The 24360-nt window shown below is 61.0% G+C and carries 21 protein-coding genes; 19 read left to right on the top strand and 2 right to left on the bottom strand.

Annotated features, from left to right (window positions below; all coding sequences use genetic code 11):
* Nucleotides 1-111 precede the first annotated feature (111 nt).
* The 18 genes from tapM to OKC44_RS13270 all read left to right on the top strand — a co-directional run bounded on the left by tapM (nucleotide 112) and on the right by OKC44_RS13270 (nucleotide 18056).
* Complete coding sequence (gene tapM, locus OKC44_RS13355; protein WP_139750412.1) at nucleotides 112-1182, top strand: PilM family type IVa pilus assembly protein TapM; 1071 nt, start codon at nucleotides 112-114, stop codon at nucleotides 1180-1182.
* A complete protein-coding gene (gene tapN / locus OKC44_RS13350) occupies nucleotides 1170-1748 on the top strand; it encodes a PilN family type IV pilus biogenesis protein TapN (RefSeq protein ID WP_011706969.1) in 579 nt (192 codons plus the stop codon). The genes tapM and tapN overlap by 13 nt, the downstream gene beginning before the upstream one ends.
* Complete coding sequence (tapO, locus tag OKC44_RS13345) at nucleotides 1745-2344, top strand: PilO family type IV pilus biogenesis protein TapO (protein ID WP_011706968.1); 600 nt, start codon at nucleotides 1745-1747, stop codon at nucleotides 2342-2344. Before tapN ends, tapO begins: the two co-directional genes overlap by 4 nt.
* Nucleotides 2341-2871, top strand: coding sequence for a pilus assembly protein PilP (locus tag OKC44_RS13340; protein ID WP_011706967.1), 531 nt, complete (start codon nucleotides 2341-2343; stop codon nucleotides 2869-2871). Before tapO ends, OKC44_RS13340 begins: the two co-directional genes overlap by 4 nt.
* 14 nt (nucleotides 2872-2885) lie before the next feature.
* Complete coding sequence (locus OKC44_RS13335; RefSeq protein ID WP_270813330.1) at nucleotides 2886-5087, top strand: type IV pilus secretin PilQ; 2202 nt, start codon at nucleotides 2886-2888, stop codon at nucleotides 5085-5087.
* Between the two features lie 191 nt (nucleotides 5088-5278).
* Complete coding sequence (aroK, locus tag OKC44_RS13330; RefSeq protein WP_005298388.1) at nucleotides 5279-5797, top strand: shikimate kinase AroK; 519 nt, start codon at nucleotides 5279-5281, stop codon at nucleotides 5795-5797.
* A gap of 14 nt (nucleotides 5798-5811) precedes the next feature.
* The gene (gene aroB / locus OKC44_RS13325) at nucleotides 5812-6894 is read left to right on the top strand and encodes a 3-dehydroquinate synthase (RefSeq protein ID WP_016351628.1); all 1083 of its coding nucleotides are present in this window, start codon (nucleotides 5812-5814) and stop codon (nucleotides 6892-6894) included.
* The gene (locus OKC44_RS13320) at nucleotides 6884-8491 is read left to right on the top strand and encodes an SPOR domain-containing protein (RefSeq protein ID WP_270813327.1); all 1608 of its coding nucleotides are present in this window, start codon (nucleotides 6884-6886) and stop codon (nucleotides 8489-8491) included. Before aroB ends, OKC44_RS13320 begins: the two co-directional genes overlap by 11 nt.
* A gap of 70 nt (nucleotides 8492-8561) precedes the next feature.
* On the top strand, nucleotides 8562-9434 hold the full coding sequence (locus OKC44_RS13315; protein ID WP_270813325.1) for a Dam family site-specific DNA-(adenine-N6)-methyltransferase: 873 nt from the start codon (nucleotides 8562-8564) through the stop codon (nucleotides 9432-9434).
* A 270-nt stretch (nucleotides 9435-9704) separates the two neighbouring features.
* The gene (gene rpe / locus OKC44_RS13310) at nucleotides 9705-10379 is read left to right on the top strand and encodes a ribulose-phosphate 3-epimerase (protein ID WP_016351625.1); all 675 of its coding nucleotides are present in this window, start codon (nucleotides 9705-9707) and stop codon (nucleotides 10377-10379) included.
* Nucleotides 10366-11034, top strand: a complete 669-nt coding sequence (locus tag OKC44_RS13305; RefSeq protein ID WP_270813322.1) for a phosphoglycolate phosphatase — start codon at nucleotides 10366-10368, stop codon at nucleotides 11032-11034. Before rpe ends, OKC44_RS13305 begins: the two co-directional genes overlap by 14 nt.
* A gap of 39 nt (nucleotides 11035-11073) precedes the next feature.
* Nucleotides 11074-12078 carry a tryptophan--tRNA ligase gene (trpS, locus tag OKC44_RS13300; RefSeq protein WP_270813320.1) on the top strand — a complete coding sequence of 335 codons (1005 nt, stop codon included), beginning with the start codon at nucleotides 11074-11076 and terminating at the stop codon, nucleotides 12076-12078.
* Nucleotides 12079-12201: 123 nt separating this feature from the next.
* Nucleotides 12202-12417 (top strand): hypothetical protein, encoded by a 216-nt coding sequence (locus OKC44_RS13295; protein WP_011706959.1) that lies wholly within the window; start codon nucleotides 12202-12204, stop codon nucleotides 12415-12417.
* 20 nt (nucleotides 12418-12437) lie between these two features.
* The gene (locus tag OKC44_RS13290) at nucleotides 12438-13019 is read left to right on the top strand and encodes an aminodeoxychorismate synthase component II (RefSeq protein ID WP_270813318.1); all 582 of its coding nucleotides are present in this window, start codon (nucleotides 12438-12440) and stop codon (nucleotides 13017-13019) included.
* A 277-nt stretch (nucleotides 13020-13296) separates the two neighbouring features.
* Nucleotides 13297-14514 carry an aspartate aminotransferase family protein gene (locus OKC44_RS13285; RefSeq protein ID WP_270813316.1) on the top strand — a complete coding sequence of 406 codons (1218 nt, stop codon included), beginning with the start codon at nucleotides 13297-13299 and terminating at the stop codon, nucleotides 14512-14514.
* 75 nt (nucleotides 14515-14589) lie between these two features.
* Nucleotides 14590-15609 (top strand): arginine N-succinyltransferase, encoded by a 1020-nt coding sequence (gene astA, locus OKC44_RS13280; protein WP_011706956.1) that lies wholly within the window; start codon nucleotides 14590-14592, stop codon nucleotides 15607-15609.
* A 70-nt stretch (nucleotides 15610-15679) separates the two neighbouring features.
* The gene (astD, locus tag OKC44_RS13275) at nucleotides 15680-17149 is read left to right on the top strand and encodes a succinylglutamate-semialdehyde dehydrogenase (protein WP_241417448.1); all 1470 of its coding nucleotides are present in this window, start codon (nucleotides 15680-15682) and stop codon (nucleotides 17147-17149) included.
* Nucleotides 17150-17258: 109 nt separating this feature from the next.
* On the top strand, nucleotides 17259-18056 hold the full coding sequence (locus OKC44_RS13270; RefSeq protein ID WP_011706954.1) for a DUF1338 domain-containing protein: 798 nt from the start codon (nucleotides 17259-17261) through the stop codon (nucleotides 18054-18056).
* A gap of 88 nt (nucleotides 18057-18144) precedes the next feature.
* Here the strand turns inward: OKC44_RS13270 and OKC44_RS13265 are convergent, their stop codons facing one another.
* On the bottom strand, nucleotides 18145-18741 hold the full coding sequence (locus OKC44_RS13265) for an HAD family hydrolase (RefSeq protein WP_270813312.1): 597 nt from the start codon (nucleotides 18739-18741) through the stop codon (nucleotides 18145-18147).
* Between the two features lie 177 nt (nucleotides 18742-18918).
* Between OKC44_RS13265 and OKC44_RS13260 the strand changes: the two genes are divergently transcribed.
* Entirely contained in the window at nucleotides 18919-20283 is a 1365-nt protein-coding gene (locus OKC44_RS13260; protein ID WP_024945923.1) for an MDR family MFS transporter, read from the top strand.
* Between the two features lie 67 nt (nucleotides 20284-20350).
* Here OKC44_RS13260 and nifJ read toward each other — a convergent pair whose 3' ends face one another.
* Nucleotides 20351-23896: a pyruvate:ferredoxin (flavodoxin) oxidoreductase gene (gene nifJ / locus OKC44_RS13255; protein ID WP_270813309.1), complete on the bottom strand. Its 3546-nt coding sequence runs from the start codon at nucleotides 23894-23896 to the stop codon at nucleotides 20351-20353.
* Nucleotides 23897-24360 lie beyond the last annotated feature (464 nt).

The following is a 24360-nucleotide window of genomic DNA, read 5'->3' as shown; positions in this document are numbered from 1 at the left end:
ATCACTTTTCGGCATAAACTTTATGACATTGATAGATAGAGCATTTAGGATGAGTTAAGTCATCATCTTCTGATTAGCTGTCCTACAATCAATCCTAAAACCCAATAACGCATGGATGTGTATATGTTTGGGCTATTCAACAAAGGTTCTCTGCTTCCTCTGGCGGGTATTGATTTTGGCAGCCAGACCATCAAGGCCGTGACCATTACCGGTCGTCCCGGCAAGCTGCATCTCGAATCGGTGGCCGAAGTCGCCACTCCCAAAGGCACTCTGGTCGATTATCAGCTGCAGGATATCGAGCGGGTCAGCCAGTCTCTGAAGGCCCTCAAGCGCCTCATCTCGGGCAGTAGCCAGTATGTTGCGACGGCCGTCACCGGTTCCAACGTGATCACCAAAGTCATTCAAGTGGATGCTGCACTGGGTGAGAAGGAGCTGGAGAACCAGGTTCAGCTCGAGGCCGAACAACTCATTCCCTTTCCCCTAGATGAAGTGAGCCTGGATTTTGAAATTCTGGGCAAGGTCAATGATCAGGAGCGCCGCGAAGTGTTGCTGAGTGCGGCCCGCACCGAGAGCGTGAGCGGGCGGGTGACCGCGCTGGCGGAAGCCGACATGACCACTAAGGTGGTGGATGTGGGCGCCCACGCACTGGGCCGCGCCGTGCTTGCCTGCCTGCCGGAGCTGCAGGAGTGGGAGAAACCGGTCGGTGTGATCGATATCGGAGCGAGTGCCATGACCTTTGCCGCACTGGTAAAAGGAGAGGTTATCTACTCACGCCTGCAAAACTTCGGTGGCGATCAATATAGTCAGGCGCTGGCCTCTTTCTACAACCTGTCGCTGGATGATGCCGAGCAGGCCAAGTTGCAAGGCAAGCTGCCAGTTGATCACGAATTGGATGTGTTGCTACCCCATATGAATGCCCTGCTGCAGCAAGTCAGGCGGAATGTGCAGCTGTTTTGCAGCTCTTCCGGGCACAGGGAGCTTTCCAGACTGGTGCTCACCGGTGGTGGCAGCCTGCTGCCCGGGCTGGCGGCCCAGGTCGGCAGCGAGTTGAACTGTGAGGTATTGCATCCTGATCCCTTTGCCCTGTTCGGCAAGCCGAAAGGGGAGGGGGCGGTCCACGGTGCCAAGTTCATGACGGCGCTGGGTCTGGCATTGAGGAGCTTCACGCCATGTCAAATATAAACCTCCTGCCCTGGCGCGAGGCCAGGGCCCAGCGGCAGAAGAAGCAATTCGGGGTCATGCTGGGAATCTTCATGGCCATCACGGCTTCACTTGGCTTTGCCGCCGACTGGCTGGTGGAGCAGCAGATAGGCCATCAGCAGCAGCGCAACCAGCGTTTGCAGCAGGAGATGACCATCCTCGATGCCCAGCTTGGCGAGATCCGCCTGCTCAAGGAGCGACGCAAGGAGTTGATCGATCGCATGCAATTGATCGAGCACCTGCAGATGCGCCGCAATCTGCCGGTTCGCCTGTTCAACCAGTTGCCTTCGCTGGTTCCCAACGGGGTTTACCTCAATACGCTTGCCTTGCAGAACAACCAAATAGATGTGAATGGCAAGACCGAGGCCTATGGCAGGGTAGCCAGCATGATGCGTCGTATCGATGGCTCCGGTTGGCTGGGGCAGTCGCAGATCAGCACGATTTTTGCGGCCGATGTGGCGCCCGTTTCGCTCAGCCAGTTCTCCATGATGTTCCAGGTCGCGGGTGCGGCAGGTGCCACGGTCGATGTGGCTAAGGGGCAGCAATGAATCTACAACAGCTCAACGAACTGGATCTCAACAACATAGCCAGCTGGCCCAAGCTGGCGAAGGGGATTTTCATCCTGTTCTTCTGTGCCTTGCTGGGGGGGGCCATCTATTACTACGTGATTGCCAACTCACTGACCCTGTTGACCCAGGAGACCAACAAGGAGGCCGAACTCAAGGCGCAGTTCGAGAGCAAGGCGATGCTGGCTGCCAACCTCGGTGCCTACAAGACGCAGATGGTGCAGCTCGAACAGTTGGTTGATACCCAGCTCAAGCAGTTGCCCAATACTCACGAAGTGGCCGGATTGCTGGATGACATCAGTTTCATTGCTACCGACAATGGGCTCAAATTGAATCGCATCAATTGGGAGCCCGAGATCAAGCACGAGTTCTCCACCGAGCTGCCCATGCGAATCGAAGTAGTGGGCACTTATCATGAGATAGGCAAGTTCACGGCCGACATGGCGGCCTTGCCGCGTATCGTCATCCTGGAATCGTTCACGCTGGGACAGGGCAAGGAGCAGGGTGACATGATTGCCATGTCGATGCTGGCCAAAACTTACAAATACAATGGCAAAACCGTGGGGCAGACCAAATGAAGCTACTCTGCGTGCTGTTGCCTGCCCTGCTGTTGACCGCCTGCGGTGGGCAGGACGACATGGACAACTATGTGGCCGCAACCAAGGCCAGAAAACCAGTTCCCATCGAGCCTCTTCCCGAAATCAAACCCTTTTCCCCCATGGCTTATCACCTCAGCGATCAGCGCAGCCCGTTCATTGCTCCCCAGCCTGAAACCAGCAGTGCCAAGGTGGATGCCAAGGTGAAGCCGGATTGCGCCCAGATCGTGGCCAACAGAGAGAAAGAAGTACTGGAGCGCTATTCATTGGCCAGCCTGAGCATGCAGGGCTCACTTGGCAAGCAGGGACAGTTGTGGGCCTTGATCAGGACTCCTGATGGTCAATCCATCCGGGTGGGTCTCAATCAACACATGGGACTGGATCAGGGACGGGTGATCAGGATCACTGACACCTACGTGGATTTGATTGAGACTATACCGGATGGCAAAGGATGCTGGGTGACCCGAGAAACTCAGCTGGGCATGGCCAATCTTGAAGCAAAACGATAATCAGGGATGATGCGATGAAAACAACAATAGGTATGGTAGCCCGAGTTACCCTGCTGTTTTGCGCCGGAGCATGGAGCCAGGCCTGGGCCGTGGCAACCCTGCAGGAGGTCAAGGTCAATCCGCTGATGGCCGATCAGCTGTTGCTGGAGTTGAGTTTCAGTGAACCGGTCAGCGGATTTACCGATCGTCTCTCCTATGAACCCAATCAGCTGCTGCTGCATGTGCCGGGGGCAGTGGGGGCGCTCAACGTGAACCCGTTGCCCATCAAGCAGCAAGGGGTGGACAACCTCAAGGTCGAGGGCAAGGGGGCAGGTCTCGATATCAAGATCGCTCTCGATCAACTGACCCCCTATCAGGTGCATCAGCAGGGCAACAAGTTGTTGGTGGCACTGGGAGAAAAAGCAGCCATGCCGCTGCCAGCCACCACAGCATCCTCCGGGCTGGTGGCCCCCCAGCCGACCTCGTCTGCACTTATCAATACCCAGCCGGCAGCCTCGTCCGCCCTGATCAACAGTCAGCAGCTTGCTCGCCAGAGCGCTCCAGTGGCTGCGCCCGTGGCCAGCAAGCCGGTCTTGCCATCACCACAGGCGGCGGCCAGTGGTGCCTACTTCAATTCCGTGAAGGGGGTCGATTTCAGGCGTGGCAAGGACGGGCAGGGGGAATTTCTGGTGACGCTGGATAACAGCTCCGCCGCCGTTGACGTCAGCAGCCGTGGTCAGACGGTGCTTGCCAAGTTTCACGGCACCCGGGTACCGGACGATTTGCTGAACCTGATCAACGTGCAGGATTTTGCTACCCCTGTCTCTCAGGTTGAGGTGTTCCGCCAGGGTAACGACACCCTGTTCGAACTCTCGGTCAACGGCCAGTTTGATTACCGTTACGATCAGGCGGACAAGATGTTCATCGTCGAGGTGAAAAAGCGCACCGCGGCGACTGCCGGCAAGCAGTATCAGGGCAAACCCATCTCTCTCAATTTCCAGGATATCCCGGTGAGAACCGTGCTGCAGCTCATCGCGGATTTCAACAACCTCAATCTGGTGACCACGGATTCGGTGTCGGGCAACATCACCCTGCGGCTGGACGGGGTGCCCTGGGAGCAGGCACTCGACATCATCTTGAAGGTGCGGGGACTCGACAAACGGCTGGACAACAACATCCTGCTGGTCGCGCCGGCCGAAGAGATTGCCGCTCGCGAGAAACAGCAGCTGGAGAGCCGCAACCAGGTCGCTGATCTGGCACCGCTTTATACCGAGTATCTGCAGATCAACTATGCCAAGGCATCCGAAGTGGCGGCGCTGCTCTCGTCCGAGAGCACCAAGCTGCTCTCTTCCAAGGGGGCGGTGAGTGTTGATGAGCGGACCAACGTGCTGGTGGTCAAGGACACTGCCGACGTCATCAGCAACATCAAGCGCATGCTGGATATCCTGGATATTCCGGTCAAGCAGGTGGTGATCGAGGCGCGGATGGTGACCATTGATGACGGCTTTGACGAGGCGCTCGGGGTGCGTTGGGGGGTAACCAAGAACGACGGTCACGGCAACAGTACCTCGGGCACCATCGAGGGCAATGACGGCTCCGGCAACAACAATGGCGGCTCGACCATCACCCGACCTGGGGTGGACGATCGGCTTAACGTCAATCTGCCGGTGACCAACGCCGCCGGCACCCTGGCCTTCCAGGTGGCGCGGCTGGCGGATGGTACCTTGCTGGATCTCGAGCTGTCGGCCCTTGAGAAAGAGAGCAAGGCCGAGATCATTGCCAGTCCCCGGGTCACCACGGCCAACCAGAAGCCGGCGCTGATCGAACAGGGTACCGAGATCCCCTATGTGGAGTCCTCTTCCAGTGGGGCAACCTCGGTCACCTTCAAGAAGGCGGTGCTGAGCCTCAAGGTGACGCCGCAGATCACCCCTGACAACAGGGTGATTCTGGACTTGACCGTGACCCAGGATACCAAGGGTGAAACTGTGCCGACCGGTACCGGTGATGCCGTCTCCATCAACGCCCAGTCCATCACCACCCAGGTGTTGGTCAACAATGGCGAGACCCTGGTGCTTGGTGGCATCTATCAACAGACCATCAAGAGCGACGTCAGCAAGGTGCCCCTGCTGGGTGACATCCCGGGTCTGGGGGTGTTGTTTCGCAAGACAACCAGCGAGAACAAAAAGCGCGAGCTGCTGATTTTCGTGACGCCGAAGATAGTCACAGACGCCTTCTGAAGACTTTACATGTGAAGGTAAAACACATATAACCTTACGCCCCAATGAGGCTGGGGCGTAAGGGCTGCGGTTGCCAGTCCTGATTTCTATTGAGATAATCCCCCTCCTGATCCATCGCAAGATAAGGTTCATAGGTACCCCGATCGAGAGTTTGTCGGGGTCGTACAGTTTGTAATTACTAACGAAAAGACATGGCTGAGAAACGCAATATTTTCCTGATAGGTCCCATGGGTGCGGGCAAGAGCACCATAGGTAGACATCTGGCAGAACAACTGCATATGGAGTTTTTCGACTCAGATCATGAGATTGAGCGCCGCAGTGGTGCCGATATCGGCTGGGTGTTCGATGTTGAAGGCGAAGAGGGTTTCCGGATCCGCGAAGAGAAGGTCATCGGTGACCTTTCCGAACAGCAGGGTATCGTGCTGGCGACGGGTGGCGGTGCCATCAAGAGCCGTGAAACACGCAACAAGCTCTCTGCTCGCGGCATCGTGGTGTACCTCGAAACCACCATTGAGAAGCAACTGGCACGTACGCAAAGAGACAAGCGTCGCCCCTTGCTGCAAACCGAAGAGCCGCCGCGCGAAGTACTCGAGCGTCTGGCACAAGAACGCAACGCCCTGTATGAAGAAGTGGCTGACTTTGTCATCCAGACTGATGACCAGAGCGCTAAAGTTGTTGCCAATCAAATCGTTAAGTTGATCGGCATGTAATATAGAGGACGTCCATGGAAAGGTTGAAGGTCGAACTGGGTGAACGCAGCTATCCCATCGAGATAGCCGCAGGTCTGTTGCAGCACGCAGAGGTGCTGACGCAAACCATCAAGGGCAAGCGGGTCATGATTGTGACCAACACAGTGGTTGCGCCCTTGTATCTTGAGCGGATTGTCCAGTTGCTGTCGGGCTATCAGGTTGAACACCTGATCCTGCCGGATGGCGAGGCCTACAAGACCCTGGCTACCTTTGAGCGGATCATGTCCGCTCTGCTGGAAACCAACCATGGTCGTGATACCACTCTGATTGCCCTGGGTGGCGGTGTGATAGGGGACGTTGTCGGCTTCGCTGCTGCAAGCTATCAACGTGGCATTCCGTTCATTCAAGTGCCTACCACACTGCTCTCCCAGGTTGATTCCTCCGTTGGTGGCAAGACCGCCGTCAACCATCCCCTCGGCAAGAACATGATCGGGGCCTTCTATCAGCCCAGACACGTCGTGATCGATACCGAGTGCCTCCAGACCCTGCCTGCCCGCGAATTTGCCGCCGGCATGGCCGAGGTGATCAAATACGGCATCATCTGGGATGTCGAATTCTTCTGCTGGCTCGAAGCCAACATGTCCCGTCTGCAGGCGCAGGAGCCGGCTGCGCTGGCCTACGCCATCCGCCGCTGCTGCGAGATCAAGGCCGATGTGGTTGGCCAGGACGAGACCGAACACGGTGTGCGTGCCCTGCTTAACCTGGGTCACACTTTTGGCCATGCCATTGAAGCCGAGAAGGGCTATGGTAACTGGCTGCACGGCGAAGCCGTGGCGGCAGGCACCATGCTGGCCGCCAATACCGCCCTGGCCCGTGGTGACGTGACCGAACAACAGGTAGACCGTATTCGGGCCTTGCTGCTGGCAGCCAATCTGCCGGTGCAGGCGCCGCCAGAGATGGATTTTGCGGCCTTCATTCGTCACATGCGCCGCGACAAGAAGGTGTTGGAAGGCAAACTGCGTCTGGTGCTGCCGGTCGGCATAGGTCATGCCCAGGTGGTGGCCGATGTCTCCGATGCTGAACTGCTGGCGGTGATCGAGTCTGGTCGTGACGAATAAACTGCTGAAATTTCCCTCCCAGCGGCAGCTGGTTGACCGGCTGCTGCATCTGATTGAATTCAATCATCCTTTTATCTTTCTCTCCGGCAAACCCGGCAGTGGCCGTGGCACGTTGTGCGAATCCCTGCTGGGAGCGCTGCCGGAAAAAGTGCGGGTGGTCAGCTTGATCGGCAGCCCCGCCATGAAGATGGTGGACGTGCGCCAGCTGTTGCTGCCCCAGGTGGTGGCCCGGCCGTTGTTCAACCCGCAGGATGCGCTGGCAGACAGCTTTTTCCGCATGCTGGAAGGCAAGCCAGCCACCCTGCTGCTGCTGATCGAGCGGGCCGACGAGCTGCCTGCCGAGCTGGTCGGCGAGCTGTGGAGCCTGTGTCGTCACAACGATACCCTGAAGATCCCCCATCAGTTGGCCATCGTGCTCTCCGGCAGTGACGTCTGGTGTCGCAATCAGAAGGCGCAGCTGAAAGGGCGGGCGATGCCCGCGCTGGAGTTGGAAGTCGCGCCGCTTGGCGCACCCGAACAACGCATCTTCTTGTATGAGAAGGCCAAAGAGCTCAAGATCCCGACAGCCCTCTTGCCCAAGCCGAAAGTGGAAGAGATCCTGAAAGTGGCAAATGGACATCCGTCCACCATCATGCAGTTACTGGAGGATATCATGACCGACAGAAGGCCCAAGAAACGTCAGGCCGAGTTGCCCGTCAAGAAGATTGCGACCCTGCTGGCCCTGTTGGCCGGTGGTCTGCTGGCGCTGAGTTATCTGCTGCCGGCCCTGTTTGGCGGCGACAGCAAGAGCACCGCCCCCGAGCCTACCCAAACCACGGCGTTGCCCATCCCCGTCTCGGGTGGCGATCCGCTGACCATCGGCGGCAGCAACACCAGCCAGAACGGTAGCCAGAGTGCGGCCAGTGATGGCGCCGCCAGCAATCCCGGCGGCGTGGTACGCGACTGGCAGCCGGATGCCAAGGTATTGCCCAAGGCGGTGGAAAGCGACACCGTGACCACCGAATCGACCAACTACGAAGGACGCCGGGTGGTGATCTCCGACGAGGTGGTCGAGAAGCTGATGAAGCAGCCCAACGTCAGCGGCGCCCTGCCCACTGCGGTGGTGGATGAGCTGACCGGCGCCGATTCGCAAGCAGCGGCCACTCAGGGGACCTCTGCCGAGAAGACTGTTACACCCAATGCCACTGCTCAGACTGCCCAGCCGGCAAACACCGCCAAAGCCCAACCCACGCCAGCGGCCAGCAAGCCAGTGGCCAAGCCAGTCGCGGTTGAACCGGTGGCGGCACTTGCTCCCAAGGTGGCGTTGACCCCCGCTGCCACTCTGAACAAGAAGCCCAGAAACCACTACAGCATCCAGCTGATGGGGGCGAGCAACACCAAGGCGGTCGACAAGTTCGTGGCCGAAAATGGTCTGGCCGGCAAGATCTGGGTCTATCAGACCAAGTTCCGCGGCAGCCCCTGGTACGTGGTGCTGCAGGGGGACTACGCCAGCAGCAACCAGGCCAAGGCCGCCATTCGCAAGCTGTCGCCCGCCTTGCTGAAGGGTCAACCCTGGCCCAAGTCGTTTGCGCAGGTACAAAAAGAGTTGAAGCAATAGCCATTTTGGCCGGGAAGGGGGTAGAATCGTCCCCCTTTTTTGGTCGATGCCTTCTTAACACCGGATTTCCATGAAAAAAACACGCGCTTTTTTAAAATGGGCCGGGGGAAAATACTCCCTGGTTGAAGAGATTGCCGAGCGTTTGCCGGCCGGGCGTGTGTTGCTGGAGCCCTTCGTCGGGGCCGGGTCCGTGTTTCTCAACACCGACTACGACGCCTATGTGCTCAACGACATCAATCCGGATCTGATCGCTCTTTACAATCATCTCAAGTTGACGCCGGATCGGTTCATCGCTGAGTCGCGCAAGCTGTTCGTGACCGAGCACAACCACAAGGCGGCCTACTACCGGCTGCGCACCCAGTTCAACCAGACCGACACCAGCTTCGAGCGCGCCCTGCTGTTCCTGTTTCTGAATCGACACGGTTTCAACGGCCTGTGCCGGTACAACAAGAAGGGGGGCTTCAACGTCCCGTTCGGTTCCTACAAGAAGCCCTATTTCCCGGAAAAAGAGCTGTGGGCCTTCGCCGAGAAGGCGCAGAAGGCGACCTTCATCTGTGAAAGCTATGCCGATGCCATCCAGCGCGCGGAAGAGGATTGGGTGATCTATTGCGATCCCCCCTATGCCCCGCTCTCCACTACCGCGAGCTTTACCACCTATTCGGCCGGTGGTTTCACCCTGGACGATCAGGCCGTGCTGGCCAGGCTGGCCCGCCACACCGCGGCGCGCAAAGGGGTGCCCGTGCTCATCAGCAACCACGACATCGAGCTGACCCGCGAGCTTTATCGCGGCGCCCGCCTCGACGAAATCCTGGTCAAGCGCACCATAAGCCGCAACGGTGGCACCCGCAACAAGGTGGCCGAGTTGCTGGCGCTCTATCCGCCCGGTATCGAGCCGGAGCAGGGCTACTACCCGAGCGACGCCGAACTGGCGCCACTCGGCTGACACAGACGGCACCTCGGGGTGCCGTTTTTTATGTCTGCTGCGGCCAATGGTGGCGTTCGCTTTTTCCGTACCGCGTGCGGGTCATTTTCAGCGTCCGTTTGCGGTGATGATGGCGTTTGCTTTTTCCGTACCGTGTGCGGGGCGTTTTCAGCGTCCGTTTGCGGTGATGATGGCGCTCGCTTTTTCCATACCGTGTGCGGGTCGTTTTCAGCATCCATTTGCGGTAAAATTGCGCCGCTTTTTCTGCCACGCTGCCAATGGATGACGCTGATGAAAGACTTTCTGATTGCCCCCTCGATCCTCTCCGCCGACTTTGCCCGTCTGGGGGACGATGTCGCCAAGGTACTGGCCGCCGGTGCCGACGTAGTCCATTTCGACGTGATGGACAACCATTATGTGCCCAACCTGACCATAGGCCCCATGGTCTGCCAGGCCTTGCGTGACTACGGTATCGAAGCCCCCATCGACGTGCACCTGATGGTCAAGCCGGTGGATCGCATCATTCCCGATTTTGCCAAGGCGGGTGCCTCCCTCATCACCTTCCATCCGGAAGCGTCCGACCACGTCGACCGCTCCCTGGGCCTCATCAAGGAGCAGGGCTGCCAGGCTGGCCTGGTGCTGAACCCGGCCACGCCGCTCACCTGCCTGGAGTACGTGATGGACAAGCTGGATGTGATCCTGCTGATGTCGGTCAACCCGGGCTTTGGTGGCCAGAGCTTCATCCCCGGCACCCTCGACAAGCTGCGCCAAGTGCGTCGCCTGATCGACGAGAGCGGCCGCGACATTCGCCTCGAGATCGACGGCGGGGTCAAGGTCGACAACATTCGTGAAATTGCCCAGGCTGGCGCCGACATGTTCGTGGCCGGTTCTGCCATCTTCAGTCGTCCGGACTACAAGGCGGTGATCGACGAGATGCGGGCGGAGCTCTCTCATGTCAAACGCTGAACGTGATTTTGACCTGGTGCTGTTCGATCTGGACGGCACCCTGATCGACAGCGCCCCGCAACTGGCGCTGGCGGTCAACCGTACGCTGACCGAACTCGGGCTGGCCGAGGCCGACGAAGCCGTGGTGCGGACCTGGGTCGGCAACGGTGCCGACAAGCTGATCCAGCGGGCGCTGGACTATCGCGCGGCGCCCGAGCTGTTTGCCAGCGCCCGTCCGCTGTTTGACCGCCATTATCAGGCCTGCCTGCTGGAAGGGCTGGCCATGTATGACGGGGTCGAGCAGAGTCTGCGTCGCCTGCAGGCGCTGGGTTACCAGCAGGGGATCGTGACCAACAAGCCGAGCCACTTCGTGCAGCCGATCCTCGATGCCCTCGGCATCAGCGACTGTTTCGCACTCTGGCTGGGGGGCAACTGCGTGCCCGTCAAGAAACCGAGCCCGGAGCCGCTGCTGCTGGCCTGCCACGAGTTGGGCGTCAGCCCGTCGCGCACCCTGATGGTGGGCGACTCTGAAAATGACGTGCTGGCCGCCCAGGCTGCCGGCATGAAGGTGGTGGGACTGACCTATGGCTACAACTACGGCCGTCCCATCGCAGATTCCCGCCCGGACTGGGTATGTGAACAGTTTGCCCAGCTCGACGCGCTGCTGGCCGAATAAGCTGGCCAGGCAGGCCGAATAACAAGGATCAACACTCTGATGACTAAACCTATCGTATTGAGCGGGGCCCAACCGTCGGGCCAGCTGACCATCGGCAACTACATGGGGGCCCTGCGTCAGTGGGTCAACATGCAGGATGACTTCGACTGCCTCTACTGCATCGTCGATCTGCACGCCATCACCACCCGCCAGGATCCGGCCGCCCTGCGCAAGGCCTGCCTGGACGCCGCCGCCCTCTATCTGGCGGTCGGCATCGACCCGGCCAAGAGCACCGTGTTCATCCAGTCCCACGTGCCGCAGCATGCCGAGCTTGGCTGGATCCTGAACTGCTACACCCAGATGGGCGAGCTGTCGCGCATGACCCAGTTCAAGGACAAGTCCGCCCGTTTCGAGAACAACGTCAACGTCGGCCTGTTCGGTTATCCGGTACTGATGGCGGCCGACATCCTGCTCTATCAGGCCAATCAGGTGCCGGTGGGCAACGATCAGAAGCAGCACCTGGAGCTGACCCGCGACATCTGCACCCGCTTCAACAATCTCTACGGCGAGGTGTTCACCCTGCCGGAGCCCTTCATTCCGACCGAAGGCGCCCGGGTGATGAGCCTGCAGGATCCGACCAAGAAGATGTCCAAGTCGGACGACAACGAGGCCAACTTCATCGGCCTGCTGGAAGATCCCAAGCAGATCGTCAAGAAGATCAAGCGCGCGGTGACCGACTCCGACGAGCCGGCGGTGGTGCGTTTCGATCCGGAAAACAAGCCGGGGGTCTCCAACCTGCTGACCCTGATGTCCGGGGTGACCGGTCGCTCCATCCCCGAGCTGGAACAGCATTTCGAAGGCAAGATGTACGGTCACCTCAAGACCGAAACCGCCGAGGCTGTGGTTGCCCTGCTGGAGCCGATTCAGGCCCGCTTCCACGAGCTGCGTCAGGATGAGGCTCATCTGCAGGCCATTTTGGCGGCCGGTGCACAAAAGGCGCGGGAAAGGGCTGAAAAAACCCTGGCCAGCGTATATTATGTAGTCGGCTTCGTTCCTCGAGCCTGACATACTGGGAAGGTGTAGTAGAAGAGAGCTGGGTATTTGCCTGGCTTTCTTTGTTTTACCCGACCTGCTATTCGTTATTTCATCTTCCAATTTCAAACGCGGGCGTCTGCCCCAAGAGTTAGCATGTCTGTCGAATCAAATACCACGATTGAAGAGTTGGGTGACAAGGGTCACTGGCTGCGCAAGTTTCGCAAGGCCAAAAACCTCAATACCCTGCAACTGATGGTCTCCAATGCCATCGACAAGCACCACAAAACCCCTGCCATCGCCGCCGCCATCTACCTGGCCGAGTGCCAGCGCGAGCGTGAAATGGAACAGGGTCGCTATCTGGATCGTTAATTCTCTGCCCTGGTTGACCCATGCTGTTGTTGATCGATAACTACGACTCCTTTACCTGGAATCTGGTGCAATATTTTGGCGCCCTGGGACAGGAGGTAGTGGTGAAGCGCAATGACGAGCTGACGCTGGACGCCATTGCCCGGCTCTCTCCCCGTTATCTGGTGATTTCTCCCGGTCCCTGCACCCCCAATGAGGCGGGTATCTCGCTGGCGGCCATCTCCCGTTTTGCCGGCCAGCTCCCCATTCTCGGCGTCTGTCTCGGCCACCAGTCGTTGGCGCAGGCCTTCGGTGCCAGGGTGGTGCGCGCCCGTCAGGTGATGCACGGCAAGACCTCGCTCATTCGCCATCGCGGCGAGGGGGTATTCAAGGGGCTCAACGACCCGCTGCGGGTCACTCGTTACCATTCGCTCATCGTGGAGCGCGACACCTTGCCCGATTGCCTCGAGATCACCGCCTGGAGCGAACATGCCGATGGCCGCCCGGACGAGATCATGGGCCTGCGCCATAAGCAGTTGAATATAGAGGGTGTTCAGTTCCATCCGGAGAGCATTCTGAGCGAGCAGGGTCATCAGTTGCTGGCCAATTTTTTGGCTAATCTCTGAATAGTTGTGATCGGCCTCCCAGAATTGAAAGGAGGCCAAAAATATTTTCCCTGACACTTTATTCACCTCCCTCCCTGTCCAAATTATCTCTTGCCAACACCCCCTGAGCCGTTATGCAATGCGGTTGCCTAAAATCTCACGGGCAGTCGAACATTGTTCCCTGTAACGCGCTTTGTTGCAGACTTTTAGCTTTTTTTCTGTGACAATGCCGATGTGTTTACATGGATTTAACTTTTGGGCGGTGGATTATTCTGTCGCCAGATCGAAGGAGAGCAATATGTCAGAGTTGTTGGCAGTGACACGTGAAGTGTTTGATGAAGTGATGGTTCCCAACTATGCGCCCGCCAAGATCATCCCGGTGCGTGGTGAAGGGTCACGTGTCTGGGATCAGGAAGGCCGTGAGTATGTGGATTTCGCCGGCGGGATCGCCGTGAATGGCCTGGGCCATTGCCATCCCAAGCTGGTCGAGGCCCTGAAAACCCAGGGCGAGAAGCTGTGGCACCTCTCCAACGTGATGACCAACGAGCCTGCCCTGCGCCTGGCCAAGAAGCTGGTCGCCGCGACCTTTGCCGACAAGGTCTATTTCTGCAACTCCGGTGCCGAAGCCAACGAAGCCGCCCTCAAGCTGGCCCGTCGCTACGCCATCGAGAAGTTCGGTGCCCACAAGACCCAGATCATCGCCTTCCACCAGGGCTTCCACGGTCGTACCTTCTTTACCGTCAGCGTCGGCGGCCAGGCTGCCTACTCCGATGGTTTCGGTCCCAAGCCCGCGGACATCACCCACGTGGCCTACAACGATCTGGCGGAGCTGGCTGCCGTCATCTCCGACAATACCTGCGCCGTGGTGATGGAGCCGCTGCAGGGCGAGGGCGGCATCATTCGTCCCACCGACGAGTTTGCCAAAGGGGGGCGCGAGCTGTGCGACAAGCACAACGCCCTGCTGATCTATGACGAAGTGCAATCCGGCGTCGGTCGTACCGGCGATCTGTTTGCCTACATGGGTCTGGGCGTCACGCCGGACATCCTCACCAGCGCCAAGGCGCTGGGCGGCGGCTTCCCCATCGGCGCCATGCTGACCACCACCGAAATCGCCTCCCACCTGAAAGTGGGCACTCACGGCTCCACTTACGGCGGCAACCCGCTGGCCTGCGCGGTGGCCGAGGCGGTGATCGACGTGGTCAACACCCCGGAAGTGCTCAATGGCATCAAGCAGCGCGAACAGCTGTTCCGCGAAGGGATCGAGGCCATCAACGCCAAGTACCACTGCTTCAGCGAAGTGCGCGGCAAGGGTCTGCTGCTGGGTGCCGTGCTCAACGACGACTACAAGGGACGCTCGCGCGACTTCCTGCTGGCCTCCATCGATCAGGGGCTGATGGCGCTGGTAGCCGGCACCAACGTGGTGCGTTTCGCGCCGTCCCTGGTTATTCCGGAAGCGGACATCAAGGAAGGGCTGGTACGGTTCGAGAAAGCGGTTGCCCAGGTGGTTAACGCCTGATCCAAATTGAGGTGGGGAGCCCTCCCGGCAGGAGCCGGGACCCCACCTGTCGTCAATGAAAGGGAGTTGTCATTTATGTTGGTTATCCGTCCCATCGAGCAAAAAGATTTTGCCGGTCTCAAGACCTGTGCCATCGAATCCGGCACCGGCATGACTTCGTTGCCCGTCAACGATGAACTGCTGCAGCGCAAGATAGACGCTTCCACCCAGACCTTTTCGGACAAGCCTGCGGGCAAGGGTGACTGCCTCTATTTCTTCGTCGCCGAGGATCTGGAGACCGGCGAAATGGTCGGTACCTGCGCCATCGATGCGGCCGTGGGCCTGTCCCAGCCGTTCTACAACTATCACATCGGCAAGGTGGTGCACTCTTCCCCCAAGCTCGGCATCTACAACGTCGTGGAAACCCTCACCCTCTCCAACGACTACACCGGCAATTCCGAGCTCTGCACCCTGTTTCTGCGCGAATGCGCCCGCGAGGGGCTCAACGGCCGTCTGCTCTCCAAGCACCGCTTTCTGTTCATGGCCGAACACCCCGAGCTGTTTGACGAGACCGTCTTCGCCGAGATGCGTGGCGTCTCCGATGCCGATGGTCACAGCCCTTTCTACGAGTGGCTGCAAAAGCATTTCTTCTCGATGGATTTTCCCACCGTCGACTATCTCACCGGCATCGGCAAGAAGCGCTTCATCGCCGAGCTGATGCCCAAGTACCCCATCTACGTCAATCTGCTGAGCAACGAGGCGCGCGCCGTCATCGGTCAGACCCACGAGAAGACCCGCCCGGCCATCAAGATGCTGCAGGACGAAGGATTTGTGAATCGCGGCTATGTCGACATCTTCGATGCCGGCCCCACCGTCGAGTGCGACGTGAAGAACATTCGCAGCGTGCGCCGCAGCCAGAAGCTGCGGGTGCTGGTGGGTGAGCCCATCGGCGGCAAGACCCATCTGGTCTGCAATACCCGCTACGAGCACTACCGCGCCTGCTACGGCAACATCCGGGTCGATCTGGACAAGCACGAAGCCATCATCCCGCCCAAGATGGCGGCCGCACTCAAGGTGCAGGATGGCGACATGGTGCGCGCCGTCGATCTCGATTGAGCCATATCAGCAGTAAAACCGCATATGAAACAGGCAGCCAAGGCTGCCTGCGAACCACAGGGAGTGAAGGATGAGCCAGTTAGTTCAGTTTATTGACGGTCAGTGGCTGGCCGGTGCAGGCAAGCCGTTCGAGTCAAAGGACCCGGCCAAGAATCAGGTGATCTGGCAAGGGGAGGCCGCCAGTGCCGCCCAGGTGGAGGCCGCCGTCAAGGCCGCCCGCCATGCCTTCTATCATTGGTCCGATCTGGCCCTCGACGATCGTCTGGCCATTGTGCGCCGCTATGCCGACCTGCTCGGCGAGCACAAGGAGGCGCTGGCGCTGACCATCGCCCGCGAAACAGGCAAGCCGCTGTGGGAGACCCGCACCGAAGTGGCCGCCATGCAGGGCAAGATCGCCATCTCCATCCGCGCCCATGACGAGCGTACCGGCACGGTGGAGAACCCCATGCCGGGCGCCAAGGCGTTCGTGCGCCACAAGCCCCACGGTGTCGTGGCCGTGTTCGGCCCCTACAACTTCCCGGGCCACCTGCCCAATGGCCATATCGTGCCGGCGCTGATCGCCGGCAATACCGTAGTGTTCAAGCCCTCCGAGCTGACCCCCATGGTGGCCGAGGCCATGCTGAAGATCTGGCAGGAGGCGGGGCTGCCCAAGGGCGTGCTCAACCTGGTGCAGGGCGAGGTCGACACCGGCAAGGCGCTGGCCGGCAATCCGGATATCGACGGCCTCTTCTTCACCGGCTCCTCCCGTACCGGCCACTTCCTGCACCAGCAGTTTGCCGGCCAGCCGGGCAAGATCCTGGCCCTGGAGATGGGTGGCAACAACCCGCTGATCGTGAAAGACGTGAGCGATATCGACGGCGCCGTCCATGCCATCGTGCAGTCCGCCTTCATTACCTCCGGCCAGCGCTGCACCTGCTCGCGCCGCCTGTTTGTCGAGCGCGGCGCGCGGGGCGATGCCCTGGTCAAGCGCCTGGTAGAGGTGGTCGGCCAGATCAAGGTCGGCCTCTATGATGCCGCCGAGCAGCCGTTCATGGGCGCCATGATCAGCGAGAAGGCAGCGCTCGGCATGGTCGAGGCGCAAGCCAACCTGCAGCGCCTCGGTGGCGAGAGTCTGCTCACCCTCAAGCATCTGGAAGCAGGCACCGGCTTCGTCTCCCCGGGCATCATTGACGTGACCGCGGTCAGCGCGCTGCCGGATGAAGAGTACTTCGGCCCGCTGCTGCAGCTCATTCGTTACGACGACTTTGATGCCGCCATCGACCAGGGCAACGCCACCAGCTTCGGCCTCTCGGCCGGCCTGCTCGGCGACAGCGAGGCGGACTGGCAGCACTTCTTCAAGCGTATTCGCGCGGGCATCGTCAACTGGAACAAGCCCATCACGGGTGCCTCCAGTGCGGCACCGTTCGGTGGCATCGGCGCCTCCGGCAACCACAGGGCGAGCGCCTACTACGCCGCCGACTACTGTGCGTATCCGGTGGCTTCCGTCGAAGACAGCAAGGCCGCCATGCCGGATCAGCTGTCTCCCGGTCTGACGTTCTAAACAAGGCAAAGGCGGGCGCTCTCTGTGTTGGAGCCAGCGCCTGACCACGACAATAAAAGGGGCACTGAACTGGTGCCCTTGTCTGTACCCGCAATCAAAGGAAAGAGAGATGCAAAAGGATATCGACACCCTGTTCGGTCATTTGTGGGATAACTACATTCAAGTCACCCCGAGTGCCCACAAGGTTCATCAACTGCTGGGTGGTGGCGAGCCCATCGTCAACGACCACGTGGCGTTTCGCACCTACAACCTGCCCAAGCTGGGGCTTGAGAAGCTGGCCGCCCACTTCCTGGCGCTCGGCTACGAGCAGAAGGGCGAGTACGTGTTCAAGGCCAAGAAGCTCTACGCCAAGCACTTTGAGCATAAAGACCCGGACGCGCCCAAGGTGTTCATCAGCGAGCTGAAGGTGGAAGAGCTCTCCGATGCAGCCCAGGCCATCATCCACAAGCTGGCGGCTCAGGTGCCCGATCACCTGACCGACACCCAGGCCTTCCTCTATGCCGGCGCCCCCTGGCAGGTCTCCTGGGCCGATTACCAGACCCTGCTGGCGGAGAGCGAGTATGCGGCCTGGATGGCGGCCTGGGGTTATCGTGCCAACCACTTCACCGTCAACATCAACCGCCTGAAGGACTTTGACACCATCCAGCAGGTCAACGCCGCCCTCAAGGCCGCGGGCTTCGTGCTCAATGGCGTGGGTGGCGAGGTGAAAGGTGACCCGCAGGTGATGCTGGAGCAGTCGTCTACCATGGCCGATAAGGCGGACGTGGCCTTCACCGACGGCGTGCGCACCATTCCGAGCTGCTTCTACGAGTTCGCCCTGCGCTACCCGCAGGCCGACGGCGTGCTCTACCCGGGCTTCGTCGAAGCCTCGGCTGACAAGATCTTCGAATCCACCAACGCCATGTAAGGTGGGGCCGGGTCATCCCGGCACTGCTGCATGCAAAACGCCTCCTTTGCGGAGGCGTTTTCATTGGCGGCAGGAGAGGGGGGGTGGCCTAGCGTTGGTAGAGCACCCCCTCCAGCGCCAGTACCGTCTCCATCCCGGCGGCGCGGCCCGCCTGCAGGCCGATCTGGGTATCTTCGAACACCAGACAGTTGGCGGGGTTGGCGCCGAGCAGCTCGGCCACTTTCAGGAAGGTGTCGGGATGGGGTTTGTGGTTGTCGATGTCATCGGCACTGACCAGCACGGGAATATAGGCATCCAGACCGGTGTTTTTCAGGATGTGCAGGGCATGCTCGCGCGATGAACCCGTGCCTATGCCCATCGGGACCTTGCCGTGGCAGCGCTTGACCAGCTCCCACATGGCGGGAAACACGCTGACCTTGTCGATATGCTCCAGATAGAGCGCCACCTTGCGCTGGGTGAAGGCGTCCACATCGATATCCAGCCCATGCTGTTCGGCCAGGATGGCGACTATCTTGCGGGTGGGAATGCCGCCGAATTCATTAAGCTGGGCGCGATCGAAGGGCAGACCGAACTCGGCGCTGGTCTCCTCCCAGGCATCCAGATGCAGGGGCATGGAGTCGACCAGGGTGCCGTCCATATCGAAAATCAGGGCATCGTATTGCTCAAACCGGAACTGCTCGGACATGGGGCTGCTTCCTCTTGGGGGGTGAACAGCCAGCCTACCAGAATGCAGCAGGCAATGCCGCGACCGGGGTCATGCTTGCCGCTCAGGGGCGGTTTTGGCCATCGGCTGATGATTTATGAGACAATAATAAGTTCTGCGTTGCAGATCCCGGCATTTTCAAATGAGCGAGCCCGTCATATGTCCCCAAAAACCATCTTCTCGAGCGTGGCCCTGGTGATCGCCCTGGGTTCACTGGAAAAGAGCATAGTCACCACCCCCTTGCCCATCATAGGGGCCGAGCTGAACGCCGGCGCAGCCCTCACCTGGGTGGTCACCGCCTACCTGCTGGCGGCCACCGCCGCCCTGCCCATCTATGGCAAGCTGAGCGACATGTTCGGCCGGGTGCGCATGCTCAACATCGGCATCGGCCTGTTTCTGGCCGGCTCCGTGGCCTGCGGCCTGGCTCAGGATCTGCCGACCCTGCTGGCGGCCCGCGTGCTGCAAGGCTTGGGGGGCGGCGGCCTGATCGCGCTCGCCTTCACCGTCATCGCCGACAGCATACCGCCGCGGGAGGTGGGCAAGTATCAGGGCTACATCTCGGCGGTCTATGCGGTCTCCAGCATCGCCGGGCCCCTGCTCGGCGGCTACTTCACCGAGCAGCTCAGCTGGCGCTGGATCTTCTGGATCAACCTGCCGCTCGGGGCGCTCGCGCTCTGGCTGGTGAACCGCAACCTGGGTCACCTCAATGTGCGCCGCCACAGTCGCTTCGACTGGAAGGGGGCGGCGCTGCTGATCACCGTCACCACGCTGAGCCTGCTGCTGCTCTCGCCAGAGACGGCCCTGCCCGCCATCTGGCTGGCAGCGGGACTGGCGCTGGCCCTGCTGCTGCTGATCCTGGTGGAGCGGCGGGCCCACGATCCTATTCTGCCGGCCCATCTGGCCCGGCTGCCCGGTTATCTGGTGAGCGTGCTGCTGGCGCTAGCCTCGCAGTTGCTGATGTTCGCCGTGCTGGTCTATCTGCCGCTGCAGATGCAGTGGCAGAAGGGGATGGGGGCCAGCGAGAGCGGGCTCTACATGGTGATCTTCATGGTTTGCATCACGGCGGGGGCCTTCGTCGGCGGCAAGCTGATCGGCCGCACCGGTTACTACCGGCGCTTCGTGGTGGTGGGGTTCGCCCTGTCGGCGCTGGCGCTGTGGCAAATCCACTTCGACGTCTGGGCCAGACTGGGACTGGGGTTTGCCGGATTGGGGCTGGGTCTGGTGCTGCCGGCGCTGTCGGTGGTGGTGCAAAACGCCCTGCCACGGGAAGATCGCGGCATCGGCATGTCGCTGTTCAACTTCGGCCGCGAGCTGGGGGGCGCAGTGGGGGTTGCCATTTGCTCCGTGCTGTTTCACTCCGCCCTGCCGGCGGGCAGCAGCCACAACCTGGCCAGCCTGAGTCCGGCCGAGCTGGCGCCCGGTTTCAGCGCCACCTATATCGGCATGGCGCTGATCGCCACCGCCGCGCTGCTCATCACCCTGCTGGCGTTGAAACGCCACGAGCTGGCCAGCATCCACGCCTGATGGCGTGACGGCGACATAGCAACAGGGCTCCCTATGGGGAGCCCTGTTTGTTGGTGGGTCTGCGTTGCTACTCCTGGGCTGGCGCCTCCTTGCCGGCCAACTGACTCAGCCAGGCGAAGCGGCGGTTGGCGTCCAGCTCCGCTTCCCGATAGAGCTGGCTGGCGATTTCCGGCAACTGGCGTTCCAGCCGCTTGAAGCGGGGCTCCTGCTGCAGGGTCTCGGCCAGCGATGCGCTGGGGGCCCGGGAGTCCAGTGCCAGCGGCGCCTTACCCTCTTCGCTGCGGCGCGGATCGTAGCGGTAGAGCGGCCAGAAGCCGGTGGCGGTCAGCTGCTTCATCTGCTCATGGCTCTGGGCCAGATCGTAGCCGTGCTCCTCGCAGGGGCTGTAGGCAATGATGAGCGACGGGCCCGGGTAGGCTTCGGCCTCCTGAATCGCCTTCACCGTCTGGTTCATCTGGGCGCCGAGGGAGATCTGCGCCACGTAGACGTGACCGTACATCATCACGTTGGCGCCAAGATCCTTGCGCCCCTTGCGCTTGCCCTGCTCACCAAACTTGGTGATGGCGCCGAGCGGGGTGGCCTTGGACTGCTGGCCGCCGGTGTTGGAGTAGCACTGGGTGTCGAGTACCAGCACGTTGATGTTCTCCCCCAGGCTCAGCACGTGATCCAGCCCGCCGTAGCCGATGTCGTAGGCCCAGCCGTCGCCGCCGATGAGCCAGACCGATTTCTCCACCAGGTAGTCCGCATCACGGGCCAGCTCCTGGGCCGCGGCGTCGGTGCGCCCCTGCAGCAGTGCGCGCAGTTGCTCGATATGGGCGCGCTGCTGGGAGACCGGCAGGCTGGTGTCTTGCAGCCCCTGTTGCAGTTCGGCCGGGACGGCGTCCCCCAGGCTCGCCAGCAGGCGGCGTACCCGCTCGCGATGCTGATCCACGGTGAGCCGGAAGCCCAAGCCAAACTCGGCGTTGTCCTCGAACAAGGAGTTGGCCCAGGCCGGCCCGCGCCCGTCCGCATTGGTGGTGTAGGGGGTGCTGGGCAGGTTGCCGCCATAGATGGAGGAGCAGCCGGTGGCGTTGGCGATGAGCAGTCTGTCCCCGTAGAGCTGGGTCAGCAGCTTGATGTAGGGGGTCTCGCCGCAGCCGGAGCAGGCACCCGAGTATTCAAACAGCGGCGAGATGAGCTGGGAGGTGCGGATGTCGATGCGCTCCAGCTGCTCGGCGCTGCGCTCGGGCAAGTCCAGGAAGAAGTCGTAGTTGGCCTTCTGGGCCTCGAGGTGATCCAGCCTGGACTCCATGTTGATCGCCTTGCGGCTTGGTTCGGTGCGATCCTTGGCCGGGCACACCTCGACGCAGAGGTTGCAGCCGGTGCAATCCTCCGGCGCCACCTGCAGCACGTATTGCTGGCCGCGCATGTCGCGAGCCTTCATATCGAGGGCGTCCAGGGTGACGGGGGCACCCTCAAGCGCATCCTTGTCCACCACCTTGGCGCGGATGGCGGAGTGGGGACAGGCGGCCACGCAGTAGTTGCACTGGGTGCAGAGGTCTGCCTGCCAGATGGGCACCTCCTTGGCGATGTTGCGCTTCTCCCAGCGGGTGGTGCCCACCGGCCAGGTGCCGTCTGGCGGGAATGCGGAGACCGGCAGGCTGTCACCCAGCCCCGCCAGCATGGCAGCGGTGACGGTCTGTACGAAGTCGGGGGCCTTGGTCGATACCATGGGTGGGCGCTGGTGGCTGGCGGGGTCAAGTGCCTGCAGCGGCACCTGAGTCAGTGCCTCGCAGGTGGCGGCCAGGGCCTGCCAGTTGCGCTCCACCAGCGTCTGCCCCTTGCTGCCATAGCTCGATGCGATGGTCTGGCGCAGCAGCTCGGTCGCCTCTGCCGGCGGTATGATGGCGGTCAGCTGGAAGAAGGCCATCTGCATCACGGTATTGATGCGGTTGCCGAGCTGGCACTCGCGGGCAATCTTGGCGGCGTTGATGGTGTAGAGGCGAGCACGCTTCTGGCTCAGGGCCTGTTGCACCTCCTGGGGGAGTCGCAGCCAGATCTGCCCGGCGTCGTAGGGGCTGTTGAGCAGGAAGATGCCGTCGGGCCTCAGTCGCTCCGCCATCTGGTACATGTCGATGAACTGCCACTGGTGGCAGCCGATGAAGTCCGCCTCGTCCACCAGGTAGGCCGACTGCAGCGGCCGCTCGCCGACCCGCAGGTGGGAGACGGTGAGGCCGCCCGCCTTCTTGGAGTCGTAGACGAAGTAGCCCTGGGGGTAGAGGTCGGTGTGGTTGCCGAGGATCTTGATGCTGTTCTTGGCCGCCGACACTGTGCCGTCGCTGCCAAGGCCGTAGAACAGTGCCTCCAGCTTGTGCTGGTTGCCAAGGCCTGGGCTCGAATAATCGAGGGCCGGCAGCGGCAGGGAGAGGCCGGTGACGTCGTCGAAGATGCCGACGGTGAAACGCGGCCGTGGATTATCCAGCGCCAGCTCATCGAAGATGGCCTGCACGCCGGCCGGGTTGAACTCCTTGGAGGAGAGGCCGTAGCGCCCGCCGATGACCCGCGGCAGGCTGGCGCGATCCCCTTGGCTGACCGCCTCGGCCAGCGCACTCATCACATCCAGATAGAGCGGCTCGGCCAAGGCACCCGGCTCCTTGGTGCGATCCAGTACCGCAATCTTGCGGGCGCTCTGCGGAATGACCGCCAGCAGGTGCGCGGCCGAGAAGGGGCGGTAGAGCCGTACCTTCACCAGCCCCACCTTCTCGCCCTGTGCAATCAGCCGCGTGATCACCTCCTCGCAGGTGCCGATGGCGGAACCCATCAGCACCAATACCCGCTCGGCCTGTGGGTGACCCACGTATTCGAACGGCCGGTAGTGGCGGCCGGTGCGCTCACCGAAGGCGTCCATCGCCTCGCTCACATGGCGATACGCATCGTTATACCAGGGGTTGGTGGCCTCCCGGCATTGGAAATAGGTGTCCGGGTTGGCGGCGGTGCCGCGAATGACCGGTTTGTCGGGGGTCAGCGCCCGCTCCCGATGGGCACGGATCGCCTCGGCGGGTAGCAGGGCACGCAGGGTATCGTCATCGAGCGGCACTATCTTGGTAATTTCGTGGGAGGTGCGAAAGCCGTCGAAGAAGTGGATGAAGGGCAGCCGGCTGTTGAGGCTGGCCACCTGGGCGATCAGGGCAAAGTCCTGGGCTTCTTGCACATTGCTGGCGCAGAGCAGGGCACAGCCGGTCTGGCGTACCGCCATCACGTCCGAGTGATCGCCGAAAATCGACAAGGCATGGGTCGCCACCGTGCGCGCCGCCACATGGAGTACGAAGGGAATGAGCTGACCCGCCAACTTGTAGAGGTTGGGGATCATCAGCAGCAGGCCCTGGGACGAGGTAAACGAAGTCGCCAGTGCGCCGGTCTGCAGCGCGCCGTGGACGGCGGCGATGGCGCCCCCCTCCGACTGCATCTCGACCACGCGCGGCACGTCGCCCCACAGGTTCAGGCCCCGCTCGCTCGACCAGGCCGACGCCTGCTCCGCCATGCTGGAGCTGGGGGTGATGGGATAGATGGCGATGACTTCGCTGGTGCGGTAGGCCACCGAGGCGACCGCGTTGTTTCCGTCTGTGGTGATCATGAATTGCCCACTTGCTATGCCAGTTTGAATGACGGCTGCGATCAGCCGGCCATGGATAGGTCGTCGTCATAGTAAGAGTGGAAATTAACGCGGAACAAACGGGATAAATAATCAGGCCGAAGGCAGTGGCGGCGCGGGATGGCGGCTCACGGCCGATGACGAGGGCAAGCCGAAAGAGGGTCGGGCGGGATGGTTGTTGAGGGTAATTCGATTAACTGAATCGTGCGCAAAACGGGTCGAGCCGGCCCCGTCAATAAATAATCAAGCAGCAAATAAATTTGCGCCGTCGAGCGATGCGAGAGTGTTTCATGGCCAGGATGACAGGGTCATGGTACGGGAGGGCCTTTCACATTAGCCATAAAAAGGGCTCCCAAAGGAGCCCTTTTGAATCGCCTTGGCGGCTCTCTGCCGCCACTATTTCCCTTGCACCTGGCGGCGGGGAATGGGCCAGTCAGATGCATTGC

This window comes from Aeromonas sp. S41-2 (assembly GCF_027705845.1).
GTDB classification, from domain to species: Bacteria; Pseudomonadota; Gammaproteobacteria; order Enterobacterales; family Aeromonadaceae; genus Aeromonas; species Aeromonas hydrophila.
Note: the sequence above shows the minus strand (reverse complement) of the source record. Positions and strands in the feature narration are given on the sequence as shown.

What these genes read in the sequence shown, in the direction of transcription:
- astD (WP_241417448.1), top strand. Translation starts at nt 15,680, where the DNA reads ATGAGCCAGTTAGTTCAGTTTATTGACGGTCAGTGGCTGGCCGGTGCA.
- OKC44_RS13305 (WP_270813322.1), top strand. Translation starts at nt 10,366, where the DNA reads ATGTCAAACGCTGAACGTGATTTTGACCTGGTGCTGTTCGATCTGGAC.
- OKC44_RS13285 (WP_270813316.1), top strand. Translation starts at nt 13,297, where the DNA reads ATGTCAGAGTTGTTGGCAGTGACACGTGAAGTGTTTGATGAAGTGATG.
- astA (WP_011706956.1), top strand. Translation starts at nt 14,590, where the DNA reads ATGTTGGTTATCCGTCCCATCGAGCAAAAAGATTTTGCCGGTCTCAAG.
- tapN (WP_011706969.1), top strand. Translation starts at nt 1,170, where the DNA reads ATGTCAAATATAAACCTCCTGCCCTGGCGCGAGGCCAGGGCCCAGCGG.
- OKC44_RS13290 (WP_270813318.1), top strand. Translation starts at nt 12,438, where the DNA reads ATGCTGTTGTTGATCGATAACTACGACTCCTTTACCTGGAATCTGGTG.
- OKC44_RS13335 (WP_270813330.1), top strand. Translation starts at nt 2,886, where the DNA reads ATGAAAACAACAATAGGTATGGTAGCCCGAGTTACCCTGCTGTTTTGC.
- OKC44_RS13270 (WP_011706954.1), top strand. Translation starts at nt 17,259, where the DNA reads ATGCAAAAGGATATCGACACCCTGTTCGGTCATTTGTGGGATAACTAC.
- OKC44_RS13265 (WP_270813312.1), bottom strand. Translation starts at nt 18,741, where the DNA reads ATGTCCGAGCAGTTCCGGTTTGAGCAATACGATGCCCTGATTTTCGAT.
- aroK (WP_005298388.1), top strand. Translation starts at nt 5,279, where the DNA reads ATGGCTGAGAAACGCAATATTTTCCTGATAGGTCCCATGGGTGCGGGC.
- tapO (WP_011706968.1), top strand. Translation starts at nt 1,745, where the DNA reads ATGAATCTACAACAGCTCAACGAACTGGATCTCAACAACATAGCCAGC.
- OKC44_RS13260 (WP_024945923.1), top strand. Translation starts at nt 18,919, where the DNA reads ATGTCCCCAAAAACCATCTTCTCGAGCGTGGCCCTGGTGATCGCCCTG.
- OKC44_RS13295 (WP_011706959.1), top strand. Translation starts at nt 12,202, where the DNA reads ATGTCTGTCGAATCAAATACCACGATTGAAGAGTTGGGTGACAAGGGT.
- OKC44_RS13340 (WP_011706967.1), top strand. Translation starts at nt 2,341, where the DNA reads ATGAAGCTACTCTGCGTGCTGTTGCCTGCCCTGCTGTTGACCGCCTGC.
- tapM (WP_139750412.1), top strand. Translation starts at nt 112, where the DNA reads ATGGATGTGTATATGTTTGGGCTATTCAACAAAGGTTCTCTGCTTCCT.
- nifJ (WP_270813309.1), bottom strand. Translation starts at nt 23,896, where the DNA reads ATGATCACCACAGACGGAAACAACGCGGTCGCCTCGGTGGCCTACCGC.
- trpS (WP_270813320.1), top strand. Translation starts at nt 11,074, where the DNA reads ATGACTAAACCTATCGTATTGAGCGGGGCCCAACCGTCGGGCCAGCTG.
- rpe (WP_016351625.1), top strand. Translation starts at nt 9,705, where the DNA reads ATGAAAGACTTTCTGATTGCCCCCTCGATCCTCTCCGCCGACTTTGCC.
- aroB (WP_016351628.1), top strand. Translation starts at nt 5,812, where the DNA reads ATGGAAAGGTTGAAGGTCGAACTGGGTGAACGCAGCTATCCCATCGAG.
- OKC44_RS13315 (WP_270813325.1), top strand. Translation starts at nt 8,562, where the DNA reads ATGAAAAAAACACGCGCTTTTTTAAAATGGGCCGGGGGAAAATACTCC.